11 protein-coding genes are annotated in these 16,487 nt (G+C 60.7%); 8 read left to right on the top strand and 3 right to left on the bottom strand.

The genetic code is table 11. The features are described from left to right. Nucleotides 1–944, bottom strand: a 944-nt coding sequence (locus BFP93_RS08160; protein WP_065892696.1) for a ribonucleotide-diphosphate reductase subunit beta, incomplete at its 3' end; no start/stop codon positions are given. 501 nt (nucleotides 945–1,445) lie between these two features. Between BFP93_RS08160 and vapB the strand changes: the two genes are divergently transcribed. Then, nucleotides 1,446–1,679, top strand: coding sequence for a type II toxin-antitoxin system VapB family antitoxin (gene vapB / locus BFP93_RS08155; RefSeq protein ID WP_065884438.1), 234 nt, complete (start codon nucleotides 1,446–1,448; stop codon nucleotides 1,677–1,679). A gap of 148 nt (nucleotides 1,680–1,827) precedes the next feature. Here the strand turns inward: vapB and BFP93_RS08150 are convergent, their stop codons facing one another. After that, complete coding sequence (locus BFP93_RS08150) at nucleotides 1,828–2,097, bottom strand: DUF2790 domain-containing protein (RefSeq protein WP_065884417.1); 270 nt, start codon at nucleotides 2,095–2,097, stop codon at nucleotides 1,828–1,830. A 400-nt stretch (nucleotides 2,098–2,497) separates the two neighbouring features. Here BFP93_RS08150 and acs point away from each other — a divergent pair, with 400 nt between their 5' ends. The 7 genes from acs (at nucleotide 2,498) to BFP93_RS08115 (ending at nucleotide 10,443) form a co-directional block, all read left to right on the top strand. Beyond that, nucleotides 2,498–4,453 carry an acetate--CoA ligase gene (gene acs, locus BFP93_RS08145; protein WP_065892695.1) on the top strand — a complete coding sequence of 652 codons (1,956 nt, stop codon included), beginning with the start codon at nucleotides 2,498–2,500 and terminating at the stop codon, nucleotides 4,451–4,453. 696 nt (nucleotides 4,454–5,149) lie between these two features. Next, nucleotides 5,150–5,935 (top strand): ABC transporter substrate-binding protein, encoded by a 786-nt coding sequence (locus tag BFP93_RS08140; RefSeq protein ID WP_065892694.1) that lies wholly within the window; start codon nucleotides 5,150–5,152, stop codon nucleotides 5,933–5,935. 92 nt (nucleotides 5,936–6,027) lie between these two features. Further along, entirely contained in the window at nucleotides 6,028–6,717 is a 690-nt protein-coding gene (locus tag BFP93_RS08135) for an ABC transporter permease (RefSeq protein ID WP_065892693.1), read from the top strand. Then, on the top strand, nucleotides 6,714–7,412 hold the full coding sequence (locus BFP93_RS08130) for an ABC transporter permease (protein ID WP_065892692.1): 699 nt from the start codon (nucleotides 6,714–6,716) through the stop codon (nucleotides 7,410–7,412). The genes BFP93_RS08135 and BFP93_RS08130 overlap by 4 nt, the downstream gene beginning before the upstream one ends. Before the next feature lies 1 nt (nucleotide 7,413). Continuing rightward, nucleotides 7,414–8,526 carry a succinylglutamate desuccinylase/aspartoacylase family protein gene (locus BFP93_RS08125; RefSeq protein WP_065892691.1) on the top strand — a complete coding sequence of 371 codons (1,113 nt, stop codon included), beginning with the start codon at nucleotides 7,414–7,416 and terminating at the stop codon, nucleotides 8,524–8,526. Nucleotides 8,527–8,553: 27 nt separating this feature from the next. Next, the gene (locus tag BFP93_RS08120; protein ID WP_065884422.1) at nucleotides 8,554–9,318 is read left to right on the top strand and encodes an ABC transporter ATP-binding protein; all 765 of its coding nucleotides are present in this window, start codon (nucleotides 8,554–8,556) and stop codon (nucleotides 9,316–9,318) included. Nucleotides 9,319–9,462: 144 nt separating this feature from the next. After that, complete coding sequence (locus tag BFP93_RS08115) at nucleotides 9,463–10,443, top strand: GlxA family transcriptional regulator (protein WP_065884423.1); 981 nt, start codon at nucleotides 9,463–9,465, stop codon at nucleotides 10,441–10,443. A 6-nt stretch (nucleotides 10,444–10,449) separates the two neighbouring features. Here the strand turns inward: BFP93_RS08115 and BFP93_RS08110 are convergent, their stop codons facing one another. Then, the gene (locus tag BFP93_RS08110) at nucleotides 10,450–16,335 is read right to left on the bottom strand and encodes a leucine-rich repeat domain-containing protein (RefSeq protein WP_065892690.1); all 5,886 of its coding nucleotides are present in this window, start codon (nucleotides 16,333–16,335) and stop codon (nucleotides 10,450–10,452) included. Nucleotides 16,336–16,487 lie beyond the last annotated feature (152 nt).

The following is a 16,487-nucleotide window of genomic DNA, read 5'->3' as shown; positions in this document are numbered from 1 at the left end:
TGCGGGTTTTCGATTTTGATCTGGTTGATCACATCGATCCCGAAGTTCAGGTGCATCGACTCATCGCGCAGGATGTACTGGAACTGTTCGGCCACGCCGGTCATTTTGTTGCGGCGGCCCATGGACAGGATCTGGGTGAAGCCGCAGTAGAAGAAGATGCCTTCCAGTACGCAGTAGTAGGCAACCAAGTTGCGCAGCAGCTCTTTGTCGGTGTCGACGGTGCCGGTTTCGAACTTCGGATCGGAGATCGAGCGGGTGTACTTCAGGCCCCAGGCGGCTTTTTTAGCGACCGATGGGATCTCGTGGTACATGTTGAAGATCTCGCCTTCATCCATGGCCAACGATTCAATGCAGTACTGGTAGGCGTGGGTGTGGATCGCTTCTTCGAAGGCCTGGCGCAGGATGTACTGGCGGCATTCGGGGTTGGTGATCAGGCGGTACACGGCCAGCACCAGGTTGTTGGCGACCAGGGAGTCGGCGGTGGAGAAGAAGCCGAGGTTGCGCATGACGATGCGACGTTCGTCGTCGGTCAGGCCTTCGGGGTTTTTCCACAGGGCGATGTCGGCGGTCATGTTGACCTCTTGCGGCATCCAGTGGTTGGCGCAGCCGTCGAGGTATTTCTGCCAGGCCCAGTCGTACTTGAAGGGCACGAGTTGGTTGAGGTCGGCGCGGCAGTTGATCATGCGCTTTTCGTCGACGGCGACGCGGGCGGAGGCGCCTTCGAGTTCGGCGAGGCCTTCGGCGACGTCGAGTTTGTCCAGTTCGGCCTTGGCGCGTGCGATGGCGGCCGAATCACTCGCGGTGACGGCGCGGGCTTCGATGGCGGCGGCGGCGCCGGCTCCGTCGAGGCGGTCCATGTTGGCTTCGGTGGCGTGGCCGGCGTTGGCGCCCTTGGTGGCTACTTCGCCTTCTTCTTCTTTGTCGAATTCGTCCCAGCTCAGCATGACGTGTCGTCTCCTGCGTGAGGGCTCAAAGGTGCCCGTGTGAAACCGGATAGTGGGGTGTTCACACGGCCCTGAGGCCGCGGTGGATCTTAAGGAATCGTTTGTTGCAGCAGCTCGCGCAGGCAAATAAACGGAAATTGCGTAACGGGTACTGCATGAGGCTTGAGGTGCGGAGCGGTAGGTGCAGGCTCCAGCGGAGGCCTCAGGTCTGGCTCTTCATCCCTGTGTAAAGGGATATTGCAGGCCCGATTTACCCGCGCATTATAGGGAAAAAAACGGGTTTGTGTTGTGGCGGATTGTCCCGGTGGGCGGACAAAAAGGTGGATATTTAGGCCAGAGTGAGGGATTACGGGGGGTTGGTGGGTAGGAAGTTTTTGACGGGAGGTGTCGGTATTTTACCGAGGGGGGAAGAGGTGATCAGGTTGTGGGTATTTGCGTTGCTCTGCGACGAGGAGCTCCCTTAAATTGCAGCAGTCAGCTACGTTGGGGAGGCAACTTGTTATGCGCACTGTTTCGATCATTGAGAGTGGAGAGGGTCAGACGATCCATTTGCCAGCGGATATGGCTTACGACGGGGTGGATGAGCTGGAAATTCTCAGGGAGGGGGACACAATTATTCTGAGGCCAGTCAGGCCCAGTTGGTTGTCGCTGGTCGATTTGCCTAAGGTGGATGAGGTTTTTTTGCAAGAAAGGAAAGATGTCATTGAGCGTGTGAAGCCCGATTCGGGCGCTTAGAGCGGATTGCAGTGGTGCAGCATCTATCGTCTTCGCGAGCAAGCCCGCTCCCACATTTGATCTGTGGTGCATTCGAGGTGGGTTCTTGGCCGCAAGAACGATCTCCTGCGGCGACCAAGATCCGGGTTAAAGCTAAATAACGAAGTTATTACCCGTTAGAGCAACCATTCCCCATCACATGATAATTAAGAATATGACGCTGGCCTTGCGAGTCTTCATATTCCATCTTCACCGGTACTACTTCACACACTTGTGGAATGTCACTCATGGACACTACTTTGGCGACGTCCAGGTGGGTGCTGTAGGTGTAGTCCTCGACAATCGGCGCGTTGCCGCCAGCCAGCTCCGTTGGGGCTTCGTCGGCCAGGGCAGCGGTGGCGCACAGGCTGCTGAGGGCTAATACTACTAAAGCTTTCATTTCTCTATTTACCTTCTTCAGGGCGAAAGGGGTCACGGGGCCCTTGTGAGGCCACGTGTGTCACTTGAAAGTTGGGAAGTTCGGATTAACGTTGCCTTCGTGGGGGCTGTTACGGTGTTAATCACAGTGCCTTGGTTGGCGGAGTTGATTTTAGGCGCCCGAGTTATATTCATATACCCGTGGTTTTGATAAACACTTTTGACGGTTTTTGTAACAATCCCTCGATGGAGGTTTTTTCAGCAGGCCGCCAAGCGCCACAGGACGCGGGCCAGAGCGGGATACCGGCATAGCTGGGCAATTTGTAGGGTCTTGTTACTACCATCGTCGAATGGTTCTATAGGCCTACCCCGGCTACAACAGGGGCCATACAACAACAACTATTGTCACCGAGGTAAGAAAGATGAGTGCGGCTTCCCTGTACCCCGTTCGTCCCGAAGTAGCAGCCAACACGCTGACCGACGAGGCGACCTACAAGGCGATGTACCAGCAGTCGGTGGTCAATCCCGATGGTTTCTGGCGCGAGCAAGCCAAGCGTCTCGACTGGATCAAGCCTTTCACCACGGTGAAGCAGACGTCGTTCGACGATCACCATGTCGACATCAAGTGGTTTGCCGATGGCACCCTGAACGTTTCCTACAACTGCCTGGACCGCCACCTCGCCGAGCGTGGCGACCAGATCGCGATCATCTGGGAGGGCGATGACCCTGCCGAGAGCCGCAACATCACCTACCGCGAACTGCATGAACAAGTCTGCAAGTTCGCCAACGCCCTGCGCGGCCAGGACGTTCACCGCGGCGATGTGGTGACTATCTATATGCCGATGATCCCCGAAGCCGTGGTCGCCATGCTGGCCTGTACCCGCATCGGGGCGATTCATTCGGTGGTGTTCGGTGGTTTCTCGCCCGAAGCCCTAGCCGGTCGCATCATCGACTGTAAGTCGAAGGTTGTTATCACGGCTGACGAAGGCATTCGCGCGGGTAAGAAGATTCCGCTCAAGGCCAACGTCGATGACGCCCTGACCAACCCGGAAACCAGCAGCATCCAGAAGGTCATCGTGTGCAAGCGCACCAATGGCGCGATCAAGTGGAACCAGCATCGCGACATCTGGTACGAAGACCTGATGAAAGTGGCGGGCACCGTGTGTGCGCCCAAGGAGATGGGCGCCGAAGAAGCGCTGTTCATCCTCTACACCTCCGGCTCCACCGGCAAGCCCAAGGGCGTGCAGCACACCACCGGCGGCTATCTGCTGTATGCAGCCCTGACCCATGAGCGCGTGTTCGACTACCGCCCGGGCGAAATCTACTGGTGCACCGCCGACGTCGGCTGGGTCACTGGCCACACTTACATCGTCTACGGCCCGCTGGCTAACGGCGCGACCACGCTGCTGTTCGAAGGTGTGCCGAACTACCCGGATATCACGCGGGTGGCGAAGATCGTCGACAAGCACAAGGTCAACGTCCTCTACACCGCGCCGACCGCGATCCGCGCGATGATGGCCTCGGGCACCGCCGCCTGCGAAGGCGCCGACGGCAGCAGCCTGCGCCTGTTGGGGTCGGTGGGCGAGCCGATCAACCCGGAAGCGTGGGACTGGTACTACAAGAACGTCGGCCAATCCCGTTGCCCGATTGTCGACACCTGGTGGCAGACCGAAACCGGCGGCAACATGATGAGCCCGTTGCCGGGGGCCCATGCGCTCAAGCCGGGTTCGGCGGCGCGGCCTTTCTTTGGTGTGGTGCCGGCGTTGGTGGACAACCTGGGCAACCTGATCGAAGGTGCGGCCGAAGGCAACCTGGTGATCCTCGATTCGTGGCCGGGCCAGGCGCGTACGCTGTACGGCGACCATGATCGTTTCGTCGACACCTACTTCAAGACTTTCCGCGGCATGTACTTCACCGGTGACGGTGCGCGACGTGACGAGGACGGTTACTACTGGATCACCGGGCGTGTGGACGACGTGCTCAACGTGTCCGGCCACCGCATGGGCACCGCCGAGATCGAAAGCGCCATGGTCGCCCACCCGAAAGTCGCGGAAGCGGCGGTGGTGGGGGTGCCGCATGACATCAAGGGGCAGGGCATCTACGTCTACGTCACCTTGATCGGCGGCGAAGAGCCCAGCGAGCAATTGCGCCTGGAGTTGAAGAACTGGGTGCGCAAGGAGATCGGCCCGATTGCTTCGCCGGACGTGATCCAGTGGGCGCCGGGCTTGCCGAAGACGCGCTCGGGGAAAATCATGCGGCGCATTCTGCGCAAGATTGCCACGGCTGAGTATGACGGGTTGGGGGATATCTCCACCCTGGCCGACCCGGGGGTGGTTGCGCAGTTGATTGAGACGCACAAGACCATGAACGTCGCTTAAGGTGGGGTAGGTGGGACAAAGCCCCATTCGGCGCAGGCCGGGTGGGGCTTTTTTATGGGATCTTGCACACAGTGAAGATCCCTTGTGGGAGGGGGCTTGCCCCCGATGGCAGTGGGTCAGTGGAGCATGTATCAGCTGGCACACCGCTATCGGGGGCAAGCCCCCTCCCACATTTGGATTGCATTTCAAGGCGTGTGCAGAGGGTGGTCTGGCAGACCTGCATAACCAACAAGCCAATAAATATCGATTTGCGCAGTAGGATATTTCTGAATGTTACCGTCGAACGCAAATGTGTAACCCTGCGCCCTGGCATGAGGCGAACGGCTACATCCGCGCCCCGAAAAACTGCGTTTCAGACACCCCCGCAAATAAGATTAAACGCCACACTTGCCGTGCCAGAAGGGTTTGCGAATAATAGGCCCGCAATTTGCAGCATTAGCTGGTTTAATATCTTTTGTCTCTGCATAAAATCCAGAGGCTGTCAATGGGCTGGAACCGCTTTCTCGGTGCTTCTGTAAATTGTTGTCGCATTGAGGAAATATCGGCTTTCCGCCTGTCGTTAGAATGCCGATCACTCGCTCGTCGTCGCTGGCACTCTCTGGCGCAGGACGCTGCAACGCTATTCGGTTTCACCTTCGCCGCATCGTGGGCCATGGCTCATACTGCTGTTTTGCCCTATACCGATGGAGTCCCAAGATGAAGAAACTCGTGCTGTTGGGCGCCCTGGCGCTGTCCGTGCTGTCCATGCAGGCTTTCGCCGAAGGCAAGCCACTGAAGATTGGTATTGAAGCCGCTTACCCTCCGTTTGCCTCGAAGGCGCCGGATGGCAGCATCGTCGGTTTTGACTACGACATCGGCAACGCCCTGTGCAAGCAGATGGACGTGAAGTGCACCTGGGTCGAGCAGGAATTCGACGGCCTGATCCCGGCGCTGAAAGTGCGCAAGATCGACGCGATCCTGTCGTCCATGTCCATCACGGAAGACCGCAAGAAGTCCGTCGACTTCACCAACCGCTACTACCTGACGCCGGCGCGCCTGGTGTTGAAGGAAGGCACCACGGTCAGCGACAGCCTGGATGAACTCAAGGGCAAGAAGATTGGTGTGCAGCGCGGTTCGATCCACGATCGTTTCGCCAAGGAAGTGCTGGCTCCCAAAGGCGCCACGGTTGTGCCTTACAGCTCGCAGAACGAAATCTACCTGGACGTGGAAGCCGGTCGCCTCGACGGCACCGTGGCTGACGCCACCCTGTTGCAGGAAGGTTTCCTCGACACCCCCGCCGGCAAAGGCTACGCGTTCACCGGCCCATCGTTCACCGACGTCAAATACTTCGGCGACGGCGTAGGCATCGCGGTACGCAAGGGCGACCAGGAAAACCTGGACCGTATCAACGCCGCTATCGCAGCGATCCGTGCCAACGGCGAGTACAAGAAAATCCAGGACAAGTACTTCAACTTCGACATTTACGGGCCTGAAGCCAAGTAAATCGTCGCAGCTGTCTGTCTGAAATGGCGCAAGCAACAGAACACTCTGAAGTTTGCGCCATTTTTTCATCCCCCTTTTCGAGGACCTGAATCATGTTGAAAGGCTACGGGGCCGTTATCCTCGATGGCGCATGGTTGACGCTTCAGCTCGCCTTGTCGTCCATGGCCCTGGCCATTGTTCTGGGTCTGATCGGGGTCGCGTTACGCCTGTCGCCGGTGCGCTGGTTGGCCTGGCTGGGTGACTTGTACTCCACGGTGATCCGCGGGATCCCCGACCTGGTGCTGATCCTGCTGATTTTCTACGGCGGTCAGGACCTGCTCAACCGCGTCGCGCCGCTGCTCGGCTACGACGACTATATCGACCTGAACCCCCTGGCCGCCGGTATCGGCACCCTGGGTTTCATCTTTGGCGCCTACCTGTCGGAAACCTTCCGCGGCGCCTTCATGGCCATTCCCAAGGGGCAGGCTGAAGCCGGCCTGGCGTATGGCATGAGCGGCTTCCAGGTGTTTTTCCGGGTGATGGTGCCGCAGATGATTCGGCTGGCGATCCCCGGTTTCACCAACAATTGGCTGGTTCTGACCAAGGCGACTGCGCTGATTTCAGTGGTGGGCCTGCAAGACATGATGTTCAAGGCCAAGCAGGCGGCCGACGCCACCCGCGAGCCTTTTACCTTCTTCCTCGCAGTGGCGGCGATGTACCTGGTGATTACCAGCGTGTCGTTGCTGGCCCTGCGCTACCTTGAGAAGCGCTACTCGGTAGGCGTAAGGGCGGCTGATCTATGATCTTCGACTACAACGTCATCTGGGAGGCCATGCCGCTGTACCTCGGCGGCCTGCTGACCACCCTCAAACTGCTCGCCATAGCGCTGTTCTTCGGCCTGCTCGCTGCCTTGCCCCTGGGCCTGATGCGCGTGTCCAAGCAGCCGATCGTCAATGGCGCGGCGTGGCTGTACACCTATGTGATTCGCGGCACGCCGATGCTGGTGCAGCTGTTTTTGATCTACTACGGGCTGGCCCAGTTCGAAGCGGTGCGGGAAAGCTTCCTGTGGCCGCTGCTGTCCAGCGCCACCTTCTGCGCGTGCCTGGCGTTTGCGATCAACACCAGCGCCTACACCGCCGAGATCATCGCCGGCAGCCTCAAGGCCACGCCCAATGGCGAGATCGAAGCGGCCAAGGCCATGGGCATGTCGCGCTACAAGCTGTACCGCCGCATTCTGCTGCCGTCGGCCCTGCGCCGCGCGCTGCCGCAGTACAGCAACGAAGTGATCATGATGCTGCAGACCACCAGCCTGGCCTCCATCGTCACCTTGATCGATATCACCGGTGCCGCGCGCACGGTGAACGCGCAGTATTACCTGCCGTTCGAAGCCTATATCACCGCCGGCGTGTTCTACCTGTGCCTGACATTCATCCTGGTGCGCCTGTTCAAGTTGGCCGAGCGCCGCTGGCTGAGCTACCTGGCTCCACGGAAGCATTGATATGGAACGTATCGATCACCTGTTGCCCTGGGGTCACCTGGGCTGCGAACGCCAGCTGAGCGTGTTTCGTTTCGGCAGTGGCGAGCGCAAGGCGTATATCCAGGCCAGCCTGCATGCCGATGAATTACCCGGCATGCGCGCGGCCTGGGAGCTGAAAAAGCGCCTCAGCGAACTGGAACAGCAAGGCGCGCTTAACGGCGTGATCGAGTTGGTACCGGTGGCCAACCCGATGGGCCTGGGCCAGTTGCTGCAAGGCAGCCATCAGGGCCGTTTCGAGGTGGGCAGCGGCAAGAATTTCAACCGCGATTTCGTTGAGCTGAGCGAGCCGGTCGCCGAGCGGCTGCAAGGCAAGCTGGGCGATGACCCCCATGCCAATGTGCGTATGATTCGCCAGGCCATGAGCGATGTGCTCACGGCCTTGCCCGCGCCGAGCAGCCAGTTGCAAGGCATGCAACGTATCCTGCTCAGCCATGCCTGCACCGCCGACGTGGTGCTCGACCTGCATTGCGACGCCGAGGCCGCGCTGCACATGTACGCACTGCCCCAGCACTGGCCGCAGTGGCGTTCGCTGTCGGCGCATTTGAATGTGAAGGTCGGCCTGCTCGCGGAAGATTCCGGCGGCAGTTCGTTTGATGAAGCCTGTTCGTTGCCCTGGCTGCGTTTGTCGCGCACGTTCCCCGACGCGCAGATTCCACTGGCCTGTCTGGCGACGACGCTGGAGTTGGGCGGCCAGGCTGACACCGGCCGCGATGAAGCGATCTTCCACGCTGAAGGCATCCTGGCGTTTCTGGCCGAGCAAGGCCTGATCAAGGGCGAATGGCCGGCACCGCAACACGAAGCGTGCGAAGGCATGCCGTTCGAAGGCACCGAATTGCTGTTCGCTCCCCACGCCGGGGTGATCAGTTACCTGCGTAAGGCCGGTGACTGGGTCGAGCAGGGCGACCCCATTTTTGAAGTGATTGATCCCCTGGCCGACCGCGTGAGCATTATCTGCGCGGGTACGTCCGGGGTGTTGTTTGCCGTTGAACGGCTGCGTTATGCCCAAGCGGGTTTCTGGCTGGCCAAGGTGGCGGGGCGCGAAGCGCTGCGTCACGGGCGCTTGCTCAACGACTGACCACCTGTTTTTGTGAGAACCGACCGCATGTACAAGCTTGAAGTCCAAGACCTGCATAAACGCTATGGCAGTCATGAAGTGCTCAAGGGCGTGTCCCTGGCCGCCGCAGCTGGTGATGTGATCAGCATCATCGGCTCCAGTGGTTCGGGCAAAAGTACGTTTTTGCGCTGCATCAACCTGCTGGAGCAGCCCCACGCCGGCAAGATCCTGCTCAACAACGAAGAGCTGAAACTGGTCGCGACCAAAGACGGCGCGATGAAGGCCGCCGACCCCAAACAACTGCAGCGCATGCGTTCGCGCTTGTCCATGGTGTTCCAGCATTTCAACCTGTGGTCGCACATGACCGCGATTGAAAACGTGATGGAAGCGCCGGTGCATGTGCTGGGCGTGTCGAAGAAAGAAGCCCGTGAAAAGGCCGAGCACTACCTGGCCAAGGTCGGCGTGGGCCATCGCAAGGATGCGTTCCCCGGCCACATGTCCGGCGGCGAGCAGCAGCGCGTGGCCATTGCCCGTGCCCTGGCGATGGAACCTGAGGTGATGCTGTTCGACGAACCGACGTCGGCGCTCGACCCCGAGTTGGTCGGTGAAGTGCTCAAGGTGATGCAGGACCTGGCCCAGGAAGGCCGCACCATGGTGGTGGTGACCCATGAAATGGGCTTTGCCCGTGAGGTGTCGAACCAGTTGGTGTTTCTGCATAAAGGCATTGTCGAAGAGCGCGGCAACCCGCGCGAAGTGCTGGTGAACCCGCAGTCCGTACGGTTGCAGCAGTTCCTCTCCGGCAGCTTGAAATAGTCCTTTGCTGTTGGAGCTGCTTTATGTGGGAGGGGGCAAGCCCCCTCCCACATTTGATCACCATTGTTTTTGAGATTTGTGTGGGTTTACCGGCTAGCATTGGCCTCTGTCTTCATTACCGTTACTCGCTTCGGATAGCACTCCATGACCGCCCATAAAATTGGTTTCCTGATTTGGCCCAGCACAAAAGCACTCACGCTTGCGCTGGCTGAGGAGGCCTTGCGCGTTGCTCAGCGGGTGCATCCGGAGGTGGTCTACGAGTTATCGTTTCTACAGGCCGAGCCGCAAACCGAAGGGGCCTGGCAGTTGCCCGGCGAGCCGTGGGCCGGCAAGTTGGACGGCTTTCAGAAACTGTTCCTGCTGGCGGACGAGCCGCCCACCGTCATCGCTTCCCAGCTCAGCACTGCGCTCAAGCAACTGGTCCGGGCAGGGTGTGTGATCGGTGGATTATCGGCGGGCGTGTACCCGCTGGCCCAGCTCGGCTTGCTCGACGGCTATCGCGCCGCCGTGCACTGGCGCTGGCAGGACGATTTTGCCGAGCGCTTCCCCAAGGTCATCGCCACCAGTCATCTGTTTGACTGGGACCGTGATCGCCTGACCGCTTGCGGCGGCATGTCGGTGCTCGATCTGCTGCTGGCGGTACTCGCGCGTGACCACGGCGCCGAACTGGCCGGCGCGGTCTCCGAAGAACTGGTGGTAGAGCGCATCCGTGAAGGCGGCGAGCGCCAGCGCATCCCCTTGCAGAACCGCCTGGGTTCCAGTCATCCGAAACTGACCCAGGCTGTTCTATTGATGGAAGCGAATATCGAAGAACCGCTGACCACCGATGAAATCGCCCAGCACGTGTGCGTGTCCCGACGACAACTGGAACGCATCTTCAAGCAATACCTCAACCGCGTCCCCAGTCAGTATTACCTGGAGCTGCGCCTGAACAAGGCCCGCCAGATGCTGATGCAAACCAGCAAGTCGATCATCCAGATCGGCCTGTCGTGCGGCTTTTCCTCGGGGCCGCACTTCTCCAGCGCCTACCGTAACTTCTTCGGCGCTACGCCGCGCGAAGACCGCAACCAGCGCCGCAGCAGCAGCCCGTTTGAATTGTCGTCGGTACCGTCCGAGCGCGGTTGATCGACCTCAGTCTTCGTCGGGGACAGGCCTGGCCACTATCAAAGGTTGGCCTTGATTGTCCACGGTGGCGGCCGCCACCTGGAAGTCCACGCCCGTGCGCTGATAGTACTGACGCAAGCGCAGCAGGCTTTGCGCCGACAGGGGGTTGCCGCTCAAATCGCTGTCGCCATTGAAGGCTGCCGAGGTCTCCAGCAAGTCCGCCGGTATCTCCTGGATGGCGTTGTTGCTCAAGTCCAGCGTTTGCAGTTGATCCAGGCCAAAGACGCCCTGCGGAACTTCGTTCAGTGCCGCGTTGCTCAAGTGCAGCGAGGTCAGTTCACGCAATGAGCTGATGTCAGGGGTAAGGCCCAAGGGGTTGTGGCTCAGATTGACGAACTCAAGTTCGGTGAGGGCGGTCAGCCTGCCACGGGTTTCGGGGGTCAATCGGATCGCGCATTCGGTCATGTCCAGCGTGGAAAGCTTGGGCATGCGCTGGAGCGCCTCGGGCAGGGCGCCCAGGGAGCATTTGCTGAGCCTGAGTGTTTGCAGGTGGGTGAAGCTGCGCAACATCGTGTCGACGCCGGTCGTGGTGCCGTTCCCGTCCAGTTGGAGCAAGGTCACGTGGTCGAAGTTGGCGTTCAATGCTGGTAAATCGCCCATCACCGGAGTGTCGAGTATGACTTGATGGGTGAGCTCATCGTCCAGGCTGTCTTCATCCTCGGGGCTTTCTCGTCGCCAGGCCTGTTCCAGCAGTGTCTTGAAGTTGCGTCGCCTCAGTTGGTCCTGGGCACGGGTTTGTTCGTCAATGGGCACATCCAGGATCGGATGGCGGTCCGGAACGGCCTGCACCCACAGTTGCAGGTCATTGCCCAGTTGTTCGTACTCGGCCGCCAGGTGCGTCAGCGTTGGGTCCACTGCCGCCAAGTCGCCGGGCAGGTGGAAGATGAAACGGTCTGCCTCGGTGTCGAGGAACGAGGGGTATAGCTGCTGCGTGCGCCGGCGTTGGGCCACGGGTGCCTGGGCGGCGAAGCTTTCGCCGGTGCGCTGGCAGTAGCGTTTGATCGACTCCAGGGCCTGGGGTGCCAAGGGGTTTTCCGACAGGTCCAGGCCACTGGTGCTCGAGGCCGGCATGGAAAACAGCGCGTCGGGCAGTTGCTCGATAGCGTTTTTGCTCAAGTTGATCGACTGGCGTGGCGGGTCGCCCAGCAGGCTCTGGGGGACCTGCGTCAATCCGGTGTCCTTGAGTGAAATGCTGCTCAGTCTGGGCAAGTGACTGAAGTCCGGGGTGTTTACCAGTGGATTGTGATCCAGGTTCAGGTATTCGAGGCGGCTCATGCCTTGCAACTTCGCGGCGCTGGCGGGGCTCAGTGCTATCGAGCAGCGTGGCAGTCCCAGTACGGTCAGTGCCGGCAGGTTGAACACCGGTGCCGGCATGTCGCCGAGCGCAACGTTTTCGAGGTGCAGGATGCTCAAGGCCGGGAAGCTGTCGATCAAGGCCGACGATTGCATTGGGCCGCCATTGCCTTTGATGGTCAGTGAGCCAACGTGCTTGAAGCGCGCGCTCAGCGTGGGCAACTCGCCCGCCAGCGTTGCGGGGATTTCCAGGGCATGGACGAATTGAGTGTCCTGGGGGATTTCCCTGCGCCAGCTTCGTTCAAGCAAGGCGTTAAGCTGGCTGCGCCGGGTGGCTTCCGGGGGCGCCAGCTGCGGTTGTTGCGCCCAATGGTTGAGTTCTGACTGCAGCGTACCCAATTCCCCCGCCAATCTTGCCAGCTCGCGCTTACCCGCTTCCAGATCGCCCGGGAGGCTGTAGATAAGCTGGTTGATCTGGTTGATGTCCAGCGAGGGGTACAGCTGTTGTGCGTCACGCACATCTACCGCTGGCGCATTGGCCTCCCAGTAAGTGCCATGTTGCTGGTAGTAGGCTTTAACGCGCTCGAGCGTGGCCGATGACAGCGGGTTGTCAGACAGGTCGAAGGCAACGCTGGTATGTGAGGGCAGATCGAACAGCGCCTCAGGTAACTCGCTGATCCGGTTGCCGCTGAGAAAGGCCGCGCTCAGGTCATTGCGGGTGAGCATGCCGGGAGGGAGGCGATCAATGCCGGTTTCGGACAGGTCCAGGGTGTTCAACTCGTTCATTGCTTCGACGCTGGGCACCCGGCCCAAAGGGTTTTTATGCAGGTCCAGGGTTTGCAGTTGGGTCAGCGAGGCGAGCCGGGTCTGGCTGTGGGGCGTCAGGGTGACGCTGCAGTCGCTCAGACTCAGTACGTTCAGGCCGCGCATCTGAAACACGAACAGTGGCACGTTGCCCAAGGGAATACTGTCAACGCTCAGATGGCGCAGGCGGGGAAAGAGGGCCAGAAATCCGGCGGCGCCCTGTGTGTGGTGGCTGCCTGAGAGGGTCAGCATCGAGACGTGATCGAAGTTGGCCGATAGCCGTGGAAGTTCGCCGCGAATGTGATAGTGAAGGTTCAGCCGGTAGCCGTCGCGCGCAGGGTCTTCGAAGTAATCATCAACGGGCAGCTCCCGGCGCCAGCAGCGTTTGAGTTCAGTGGCAATGAGTTCGCGATTGCGTTGCTCGTACTGGCGCTGGCGCAGGCTGAGCAGGGAGCCGTGCGCGGGGTCTTGAAGCGGGATATTGCGTTGCCAGGTACTGAGGTCACGTTCCAGTTGGCGGTATTCGATGCCCAGCGCTTCCAGGCCGGCGAGCGCGCCACCTGTCTGTGAGTGCAAGTGGTTCACCAGCGTGGTCAATGGGTGTTCGCGAAGTTCGGGGTACAGGGCGCGCGCGCGGTCCAGCAGGCTCGGCGGGCCCAGCGGTGCCGGTGCCTGGGCACGGTAGCCGTTGTCGCTGCCTAACAGGCGCAGGGTTTCAGTGACGCTCTGCGGTTCGATATCAGGCGTGAACAGCACACGCAGTTCATCGCGGGGCAATGAATGTTGCCGCAGGCGCCTCTTGAGTTCGGCGCCCTGGTGAATCCGCAGGTCGAGCTGATCGCGTTGTTGATCGGGCAGTGCGCTCAAGATGGCCGAATACAGGTCCGTTTCACTCGAGAGCTCGCCCTGTTCGTCGCAGGGGATGTAGCGCCCTGCTTCGGTGCGCACCAGTGTGCGGTGAATGGGCGCATCGGTCGGGCCGATCTGCAGCCAGGTGGGGCCGGTGGGCGAGTGATGGCGAGCGTCGAGCCGTATCTCGCTCGACCAGCCCGGCAGCAGGCGCAGGCTGTTCAATTCAAGGCGATCGGTGTCCAGGGGCGGCGGTGCGGCCAGGTGCTGCCCCTCGTAGGCGCGATTGACCCGTACTTCGCTCCATGCGGTGCGTGCCAGTTCGGCCAGGCGTGGCGGGGTGTTGCCGTCATGCAGGAGCGCAAGCTCGGCGCCGGTCATTTGGTTCACCAGGGTTTGCGCAACGCTTGCGGGCAATTCAGGTGTGGTGCTGAGCAATTGTTGGGTAAGGGGGGCGACGGAGGCCCGCAACGGTGCATAGCGCGATTCGAACAACGCGCTGCGCTGACGCTCGGCAATATCGGCCAGGCTATGGCGCAGCAGGCGGCTGCGGTTTTCCAGGCTCAGCTCGGGGTCGCTGGCGCGTTCATCGAATTGGGCGCGAATTTCCTCGGGGCTCAGCCCACGCAAGACGGTTTTGAGCAAGTCGCCGTTTTCCAGCTGGGCTTCGTGTACCTGGATCACCGGCACGTTCCTGTCGCCGAACGCCCAGGCGGTCTGGCCCTTGTCATCGATGATGCGCAACGCTTTGGTACGCGGCCATGGCCCGTGGGTGGTCAGCAACTGCAAGGTGTCTTGAGGGTCGATCTGGTGATGCACCGCCGGGTCGTCGCTGCGCAGCTGCTCGATCAGCCGTTGGAGGCTGCGGTCGATGCGCAGGCGGCTCAAGGTATCGTCCAGCAGGGGCGACAGGCGTTCGCTGTTGACGTGCATCTTGCGCACGGCGTCTTCGGGAACGCCGCTGATGTCCAGGGCCAGTTCCCGGTCCGCCTCGCTCAGTGCCTGGGCACTGTGCCCCAGCCGACGCAACAGCGTAGGTCTGTCCCACGCCAGCGGTTGTTCAAGCTCGGTATGCCAGGCGCCGGCCTGGTTGTGTCGCACCACGGGGCGGTAGGCTTCAGGACGGCTTGGATGCTTGATGCGATAGAACTCGCTGTCGGCGTCTTTTTCCACGGAGTACAGCTTGCCTTCATGGGGCAAAATCGATTCCCTGCGCACCTCGTGCAGGCCCAACTCATTGATGCCAATGCGCGGCGGCAAGGCGGATGGATATTCGTAGGGCGCCAGGTCCGGTTTCCAGTAGCGTTGGGCGCCGTTGGCCAGGCTTACCGGTTTGAAGCTGTCGATGTACGCGAGGACGGGTTCGGGCAGCACTTTGCGCAACTCGGCCGGGCCAATCTGGCCGCCCACTGCGAAAGCACCCATTTGCACCAGGGATTCCAGCACGCTCATGAGGTGACCGAAAGCCTCCTTGCCCAGGCCTTCGGCCCAGTCGACGATGCCTTCGAACACGTCCTCAAGCAGTTGATAGGCCATGTAGCCCAGCATCAATTCGCCCAGCCCCGGGACGAAGGGGGCCACCACCATCAGTGCGGCATTGAGGATTGAGGCCGCCACATCGACGAAAGAGTCCCACAGCCGCCAGCGCGCCTCACGATCGACGCTGGCGGTGGAGACCGCCAGCGTGCGGGCGTCGTTGAGGATCTTGTCGAGTTTGCGATGGTACAGGTGCAACCAGGGATCGCCCGTGATGGGCTGGGCATCAAACTGTAGCTTGGGGTCGTCGATGGGCGTGCTGCGCCAGGGCGCCTGGCCGCTGCCCTCGACCGGCGGGTGCCAGGTGATCCGTGCCAGATGCTGGCTCAAGCCGGAAAAAAACACCCCGAGTTGAGCGTGGGGCACGAAGCGGCTGAAAAAGGTTTGGTAGTCGCGGTCACGCAGTTGTCGGGTCAGCTCCTGCTTGAACGCCAGGGGTGACGCATATTCCTTGACGGGGTGCTGCGGATCATCGGGAACATACGCCACCAGGCGTTGCGGCGACCGCGGGCTTTCAAGCTCGGGGGCGAACAGTTGAATGCCCGTCAGCGCAATCCCCATCATGCGTAAATCCTGGCAGCGCAGGCGCGCGCCGTCGAGCCTGGGGTCGGGTGTGCCGGCGATCAAGCTTTCGATCACGTCAGCGTAGTCATCGCTGATATCTGCGTTGATCCGGGCCAATTGCAGGGCTGCCCGTAGAGCGGCTTTCTGGCTGGCATCGACCTTCAGGCGCAAGACCGCAGCGGCCACGGGGTTGGACATGCCCAGCGCTTCGTTGAGGTAGCGGGCGTAGCGGGCGCCGATATCCAGGTCACGGCACAGGCTGGTGAACGCCGGAATTGAAAGCACACGCTTGATCTGCGCCAGGGTGTCGAATTGGCCGCTGGCCGAGGGCTTTGTGATAAAGGTCGAGGCCGGTGCGTAGGCGTCGACCAGGGTTTCCTTGTGTTCGAAATTATGCAGGGCGGCGTCCAATAGCGAGACCGTCCAGGTTCGCGCTGCGCCGGAGCGTATCGAAAACCAGGGGATGTGATCGGGGATGTACAGGCGCAGATAGGTCGCCTCGACATCCAGCACCAGGTTGAAGTCGGCTTTGAGTGCCTGTTCGAGTATCGGCGTGGCGAACGCCTTGATGTCCTGCAGGCTTTGCAACCCCAGGTCTACGCTGTTTTGCGCCTCCCAGTGGGCGCCGGTCAGCCGCGCAAGTGCGGCCCGTTGTTCAGCGCTGCCCTGCAACTGCAGCGGCTGGACGGCTTTGAGCGCCTGGCGTTTGCTGGCAGAGGCATTGCCGAGCCAGGGGGGCAGGGTGCCGGTCAACAGTTGATAGTGGCTGTCAGGCAGGCGGGTATCGGAATAGTCGATGTTCGTCATGGAGCGGGTCCGTGCAAGTCATGAAGGCTTGCAGTTAACCAGCCGGTCCCGGGCGGCGAACTTTAGATAGTTAGCGCGTCGCCACCCTTTCACCGGATATCCTGACGCAAACCTGATGCACCGTTTAAACTGCGCCATTGCGACGCTATTTG

The organism is Pseudomonas sp. 44 R 15 (assembly GCF_900004965.1).
Lineage (GTDB): Bacteria > Pseudomonadota > Gammaproteobacteria > Pseudomonadales > Pseudomonadaceae > Aquipseudomonas > Aquipseudomonas orientalis_A.
Note: the sequence above shows the minus strand (reverse complement) of the source record. Positions and strands in the feature narration are given on the sequence as shown.

Bases quoted from the DNA above. Each gene is read 5' to 3' on its own strand.
- BFP93_RS08110 (WP_065892690.1), bottom strand. From the start codon at position 16,335: ATGACGAACATCGACTATTCCGATACCCGCCTGCCTGACAGCCACTAT.
- BFP93_RS08125 (WP_065892691.1), top strand. From the start codon at position 7,414: ATGGAACGTATCGATCACCTGTTGCCCTGGGGTCACCTGGGCTGCGAA.
- BFP93_RS08130 (WP_065892692.1), top strand. From the start codon at position 6,714: ATGATCTTCGACTACAACGTCATCTGGGAGGCCATGCCGCTGTACCTC.
- BFP93_RS08115 (WP_065884423.1), top strand. From the start codon at position 9,463: ATGACCGCCCATAAAATTGGTTTCCTGATTTGGCCCAGCACAAAAGCA.
- BFP93_RS08135 (WP_065892693.1), top strand. From the start codon at position 6,028: ATGTTGAAAGGCTACGGGGCCGTTATCCTCGATGGCGCATGGTTGACG.
- BFP93_RS08140 (WP_065892694.1), top strand. From the start codon at position 5,150: ATGAAGAAACTCGTGCTGTTGGGCGCCCTGGCGCTGTCCGTGCTGTCC.
- vapB (WP_065884438.1), top strand. From the start codon at position 1,446: ATGCGCACTGTTTCGATCATTGAGAGTGGAGAGGGTCAGACGATCCAT.
- BFP93_RS08150 (WP_065884417.1), bottom strand. From the start codon at position 2,097: ATGAAAGCTTTAGTAGTATTAGCCCTCAGCAGCCTGTGCGCCACCGCT.
- acs (WP_065892695.1), top strand. From the start codon at position 2,498: ATGAGTGCGGCTTCCCTGTACCCCGTTCGTCCCGAAGTAGCAGCCAAC.
- BFP93_RS08120 (WP_065884422.1), top strand. From the start codon at position 8,554: ATGTACAAGCTTGAAGTCCAAGACCTGCATAAACGCTATGGCAGTCAT.